General features: G+C 68.8%; 1 protein-coding gene and 1 pseudogene. Both read left to right on the top strand.

The window, feature by feature from the left end:
* Position 1 precedes the first annotated feature (1 nt).
* A pseudogene (locus AB0B76_RS58420) lies at positions 2–430 on the top strand (condensation domain-containing protein); the annotation flags it as partial.
* A gap of 51 nt (positions 431–481) precedes the next feature.
* The coding region (locus AB0B76_RS58415; protein WP_360394957.1) for an amino acid adenylation domain-containing protein at positions 482–6835 on the top strand (6354 nt) is incomplete at its 3' end.

Genomic DNA, 6835 nt, shown 5'->3' with positions numbered 1-6835 from the left:
GGTGGGCACGCCGATCGCGAACCGGAACCGGGCCGAGATCGAGGGCCTGATCGGCTATTTCGTGAACACGCTCGTGCTCCGCACGGACCTGTCCGACGATCCGACGTTCGCCGAATTGCTGGCCCGTGTGCGCAACACGGCGCTGGAGGCGTTCGCGCACCAGGACGTGCCGTTCGAGCGCCTGGTGGACGAGCTGGTCACGGACCGGGACCGCTCCCGGACGCCCCTGTTCCAGGTCCTGTTCAACTACTTCACGGGCAAGGACACGGGCGGCGCCGAGCTCACGGACGACATGGCGCCGGAGCAGGCCCTGGCCAAGTTCGACCTGCGGCTGATCATCGCCGAGCGGGGCCGGGGCCTGACCGGTGCCGTGCACTACGCGACCAGACTGTTCGACGAGTCGACGATCCGGCGCCTGATCGGCCACTTCCAGCAGCTCTTGTCGGCGGCCGCCCGGGACGCGGACGTGCGGCTGTCCGAGGTGGACCTGGACACCGCACGGCTTGGAGACTGGAACGACACGGCAGCCGATCTACCTCCTGTGTCGGGTGTCCATGAGCTGGTCCGGCCGTCGGATGCGATCGCGGTGGTTTCGGGTGGTGAGTCGCTGTCGTTCGCCGAGGTCGTGAGCCGCTCGAACCGTCTCGCCCATTTGCTGCGTTCGGTGGGTGTGGGCCCGGAGTCGGTAGTCGGTCTGGCCACTGATTCAGGTCCGGACTTTGTCGTCTCGGTCCTGGCCGTGTGGGCGGCGGGCGGTGCCTATGTGACGTTGGATGGTTCTCAGCCGGCGCAGCGGTCGGCGTTCATGTTGGCTGAGGCGGGTGTGTCGGTTCTGGTTGGTTCGGCGGATGTGGTCGGTGATCTGCCGGTGGGCCGGTTGCGGACTGTGCTGTTGGACGATCCGTTGTTGCAGGTCATGCCGGATACCGTGCTGGGCACGGTGGTGTCGCATCTGGACCGGGTCGCGTACGTGATGTTCACCTCCGGTTCCACGGGCCGGCCGAAGGCTGTGCAGGTGACGCACCGGGGTTTGTTGAACTATGTGACGGGTGTGCCGTCCCGGTTGGGGATCGGTGAGCCGGGCCGGTCGTATGCGTTGTTGCAGCCGCCGACCACGGACTTCGGGAACACGATGTTGTTCACGGCGTTGACGACCGGTGGATGTCTGCACTTCGTGGACCCGGCGACCGTCACCGACCCCGACCTGGTCGACGCCTACCTGACCTCGCACGCGATCGATTACGTGAAGATTGTGCCGTCCCACCTGACCGGTCTCGGGGTGTCCCGGGTCCGCCCGGTTCGTGCGCTGGTCCTCGGTGGTGAGGCAACGCCGCTCGAGGTGGCTCGTGAATTGGTGCGCGCCGATTTCGGTGTGGCGAACCACTATGGGCCGACTGAGACCACCGTTGGTGTGGCGACTGTGCGGCTCACGGATGAGGTGTTGCACGGCACGGTCGTGCCGATCGGTGCACCACTGCCGAACATCCGCCTGCATGTGCTGGACCGGTTCCTGCGGCCGGTGCCGGTTGGTGTGCGCGGTGAGTTGTATGTCGGTGGTGCGGGCCTGGCCCGTGGGTATCGGGGCCGGCCGGAGCTGACTGCTGAACGGTTTGTCGCCGCATCCGGCGGGTTGCGGCTGTATCGGACCGGGGATGTCGTGGTGCGTCGTCCCGACGGGCTGATTGCGTTCCTCGGCCGTGCAGATGATCAGGTGAAGGTTCGTGGGTATCGGATCGAGCCCGGTGAGGTCCAGACGGCGCTGCTCATGCATCCGGCTGTGACTGCCGCTGTTGTCGTGGCTGATGAACAGCGGCTGATCGGCTATCTCGTCGCGGACGGTGGGATGCCGTCGGTCGCCGAGCTGCGGGCGTTCCTTGCGGGGCGGTTGCCGGAGCACATGGTGCCGGCTGTGTTCGTCGAGCTCACCGCCATCCCGCTGACTGCGAACGGGAAGTTGGACCGGGGGGCGTTGCCTGCGCCGGATCAGAGCCGGCCGGAGCTTGAGGGTGCGTTCGTGGCCCCGCGGAGTCCGGCTGAGGAGCTGTTGGCTGGGATTTGGGCGCAGATTCTTGGGGTTGAGCGGGTCGGGGTACACGACAACTTTTTTGAGCTTGGTGGGCACTCGCTGCTCGCGACACAGGTGGTGTCCCGGGTCCGGGCCGTGTTCGACGTCGAGCTGCCGGTTGCCGCATTGTTCGACACGCCGACGATCGCCGGGCTGACGCTCGCGGTCGACGCGGCATCGGCGGGCGGCGTCACGGCCCCGCCGATCGTGCCCGTGGGCCGGGACGAGCCACTGCCGCTGTCGTTCGCGCAGCAGCGGCTGTGGTTCCTCGCCCAGCTCGATCCGGCCTCGACCGAGTACAACACGCCGATGACCGTCCGCCTCGACGGCCCGCAGGACATCGACGCACTGCGCGACGCCCTGGGCCGGCTGGTGGCCCGGCACGAAGTACTACGCACACGGCTCGTGGCCGGCCCCGACGGCACACCGCAGCAGATGATCGACCCCGCGGCGCCGATCGACCTGCCGATCGTCGACCTGTCCGGCGAGCCCGACCCGGCCGAGTCCGCCCACGAGTGGCTCCAGGCCGACCGGCGCCGACCGTTCAACCTGTCGAGCGGCCCACTGTTCCGCACGGCCCTGCTGCGCCTCGCCGACGACGACCACATCCTCGCCATCGCCAAGCACCACGTCGTCAGCGACGAATGGTCCGTCACCGTGGTCCGCCGCGAGCTCGAGGCGCTCTACGAGGCCCGCCGCAACGGCGTGGAGCCGGACCTGCCGCCGCTGCCCGTGCAGTACGCGGACTTCGCCGTCTGGCAGCGCAGTTGGCTCGCCGGCGAGGTCCTGGAGTCGCAGCTGGACTTCTGGCGCCACCGTTTGGCCGACGCCCCGGTCCTGGACCTGCCCACCGATCACCCCCGCCCCGCGGTACGCACCTCCGACGGCGCCGTGATCGAGTTCGCCGTACCACCCGAAATCGCCGACGCCCTGCGCACCGTGTCCCGCGGTGCCGGCGCGTCGATGTTCATGACCCTGTTCAGCGCGTACACCGTGCTCCTGAACCGGTACTGCAACCAGGACGACATCGTGGTCGGCACGCCGATCGCGAACCGGAACCGTGCCGAGATCGAGGGCCTGATCGGCTACTTCGTGAACACCCTGGTCCTCCGCACGGACCTCTCGGGCGACCCGACGTTCACAGAACTACTCGCCCGTGTGCGGCACACGGCGCTGGAAGCCTTCGCCCACCAGGACGTACCCTTCGAGCGCCTGGTCGACGAGCTGGTCACGGACCGGGACCGCTCCCGGTCCCCCCTGTTCCAGGTCCTGTTCAACTACTTCACGTCCGGCGACGCCGACACCACCACCACGGACGAGGTACGCGAGGCCCAGGCCAAGTTCGACCTGCGCCTGATCCTGTCCGAGCACGGGTCAGGCCTGACCGGCGCCGTCCAGTACGCGACCAGGTTGTTCGACGAGCCGACCATCCGCCGCCTGATCAGCCACTTCCAGCAGCTGCTGGCCACGGTGGCACGGGCCGCGGACGTCCGGCTGTCCGAGGTGCATCTGGACACGGCCGAGCAGAGCGACTGGAACGACACGGCGGCTGATCTACCCCCTGTGTCGGGTGTCCACGAGCTGGTCCGGCCGTCGGCTGCGATCGCGGTGGTCTCGGGTGGTGAGTCGTGGACGTTCGCCGAGGTCGTGAGCCACGCGAATCGCCTGGCCCATCTCCTTCATTCGGTGGGTGTAGGCCCGGAGTCGGTAGTCGGTCTGGCCACTGATTCAGGTCCCGACTTCGTGGTCTCGGTCCTGGCCGTGTGGGCGGCCGGCGGCGCGTACGTGACCCTGGACGGGTCCCAGCCGGCGCAGCGTTCGGCGTTCATGTTGGCCGAGGCGGGTGTGTCGGTCCTGGTCGGCACGGCGGACGTGATCGGTGATCTCCCGGTGGGCCGGTTGCGGACCGTGCTGTTGGACGATCCGCTGTTGCAGGTCATGCCGGACACCGTGCTGGGCACGGTGGTGTCGCATCTGGACCGGGTCGCGTACGTGATGTTCACCTCCGGCTCCACCGGCCGTCCCAAAGCCGTGCAGGTAACCCATCGGGGATTGTTGAACTATGTCACCGGTGTGCCGTCCCGGCTGGGGATCGGTGAACCGGGCCGGTCCTACGCACTGTTGCAGCCCCCGACCACCGACTTCGGCAACACGATGCTGTTCACGGCATTGACGGCGGGTGGATGTCTGCATTTCGTGGACCCGGCGATCGTGACCGATCCGGAGCTGGTCGACGCCTACCTGACCTCGCACGCGATCGATTACGTGAAGATTGTGCCGTCCCACCTGACCGGTCTCGGGGTGTCCCGGGTCCGTCCGGTTCGTGCGCTGGTCCTCGGTGGTGAGGCAACGCCGCTCGAGGTGGCTCGCGAATTGGTGCGCGCCGATTTCCGTGTGGCGAACCATTACGGGCCGACTGAGACCACCGTTGGTGTGGCGACTGTGCGGCTCACGGATGAGGTGTTGCACGGCACGGTCGTGCCCATCGGTGCACCACTGCCGAACATCCGCCTGCACGTGCTGGACCGGTCGTTGCGGCCGGTGCCGGTCGGGGTACGGGGCGAGTTGTACGTCGGTGGTGCGGGGTTGGCCCGTGGGTATCGGGGCCGGCCGGACCTGACCGCCGAACGGTTCGTTGCCGCACCCGGCGGCGAGCGGCTGTATCAGACTGGCGATGTCGTGGTGCGTCGTCCCGACGGGCTGATTGCGTTCCTCGGCCGTGCCGACGATCAGGTCAAGGTCCGTGGGTATCGGATCGAGCCCGGCGAGGTCCAGGCGGCCTTGCTCGCGCATCCCGCTGTGTCCGCCGCGGTCGTGGTCGCCGAGGAGCAGCGGCTGGTCGGGTACCTGGTGGCTGATGCGGACGCTGGGATGCCGTCCGTCGGTGAGCTGCGGGCGTTCCTCGCTGGGCGGTTGCCGGAGCACATGGTGCCGGCCGTGTTCGTCGAGCTCACCGCCATCCCGCTCACTGCCAACGGGAAGCTGGACCGGGGCGCGCTGCCTGCGCCGGATCAGAGCCGGCCGGAGCTTGAGGGTGCGTTCGTGGCCCCGCGGAGTCCGGCTGAGGAGCTGTTGGCTGGGATTTGGGCGCAGATTCTCGGGGTTGAGCGGGTCGGGGTACACGACAACTTTTTTGAGCTTGGTGGGCACTCGCTGCTCGCGACGCAGGTGGTGTCCCGGGTCCGTGCCGTGTTCGACGTGGAGCTGCCCGTTGCCGCATTGTTCGACACGCCTACGATCGCCGGGCTGACGCTCGCGGTCGAGGCGGCCACGCCGGGTGAGGTTGCGCCGCCGGTAGTGCCGGTTGGGCGGGACCAGCCGTTGCCGCTGTCGTTCGCGCAGCAGCGGCTGTGGTTCCTCGCCCAGATGGAGCCCGAGTCCACCGAGTACCACACGCCGGTCGCCGTGCACCTCACCGGTGAGCAGGACCGTGAGGCGCTGCGTGACGCGCTCGGGCGGCTGGTCGCACGGCACGAGGTGCTGCGCACGCGGCTCGTCGCGGACTCGGACGGGGTGCCGCGCCAGGTGATCGACCCGCCGGCGCCGTTCGACCTGCCGTTCGTGGACCTCTCCGGCGAGCTCGACCCGGTGGCCGCCGCCGACGACTGGCTGGCGGCCGATCGGCGCGTGCGGTTCGACATGGCCACGGGGCCGCTGTTCCGGGCCACGCTGCTGCGGATCCGGCCCGACGAGCACGTGCTCGCGATCGCCAAGCACCATGTCGTGAGCGACGAGTGGTCGACCGGTGTGCTGCACCGCGAGTTGCAGGCGTTGTACGACGCCTGCCGTAACGGTACCGAAGCCGCGCTTTTGCCCTTGCCCGTGCAGTATGCCGACTTCGCCGTGTGGCAGCGTGCGTGGCTCACCGGCGCCGTGCTCGACGCACAGCTGCGCCACTGGCGGGAACGCCTCGCCGGCGCGCCGATGCTGGAGCTGCCGCTCGACCGGCCCCGGCCCGCGCACCGCACCAGCGACGGGGCGGCGCTGAGCTTCGTCATTTCGCCCGACGCCGCCGCCGGCCTCCGTGCACTGTCACAGGCGGCCGGCGCGTCGATGTTCATGACGACGCTCGCGGCGTTCGCCGTCATCCTCGGGCGGTACTCCGGCCAGGATGACGTCGTGCTCGGCACACCGATCGCGAACCGCAACCGGGCCGAGGTCGAGGGCCTCATCGGCTACTTCGTCAACACCCTGGTCCTCCGGACCGATCTCGCCGGCGACCCCACCTTCGGCGACCTGCTGGCCCGGGTGCGGGCCGAGACCCTGGCCGCGTACGCGCACCAGGACGTGCCGTTCGAGCAGCTCGTCGAGGAGCTCGGCGTCGAGCGTGACCGTTCGCGCACACCTCTGTTCCAGGTGCTGTTCAACTACTTCGCCGCCGACGGCAGCCGCGACCCGGGCGACACGCCCGACCTCGCCGGTCACGAGTACCGCACGGCCCAGGTCAAGTTCGACCTCTCGTTCTCACTCCGTGACACCGGCACGGTGCTGGTCGGCTCGATCGAGTACAGCACCGCCGTTTTCAACCGCGAGCGGATGCAGCGTCTCGCCGGTCACTTCACGGAGCTGGCGTCGGCAGTCGTGCAGGACTCGGACATTCGTCTGTCCACTGTTGTGCTGCTGACGGGTGCGGAGCGGTCGGCGGTGGCGCGGTGGGCGGAGAGTGCGGCGGATTTTGCGCGGGTGGAGTTGTTGCCGGATCTGGTGGCGGGTTGGGTGGCGGCTACGCCGGATGCGGAGGCGGTCCGGTGTGGTGATGAGGTTGTGACG

It is taken from the genome of Dactylosporangium sp. NPDC049140 (genome assembly GCF_040648435.1).
The sequence above is the reverse complement of the archived record's forward strand: the minus strand, read 5'-3'. Positions and strand labels throughout refer to the sequence as shown.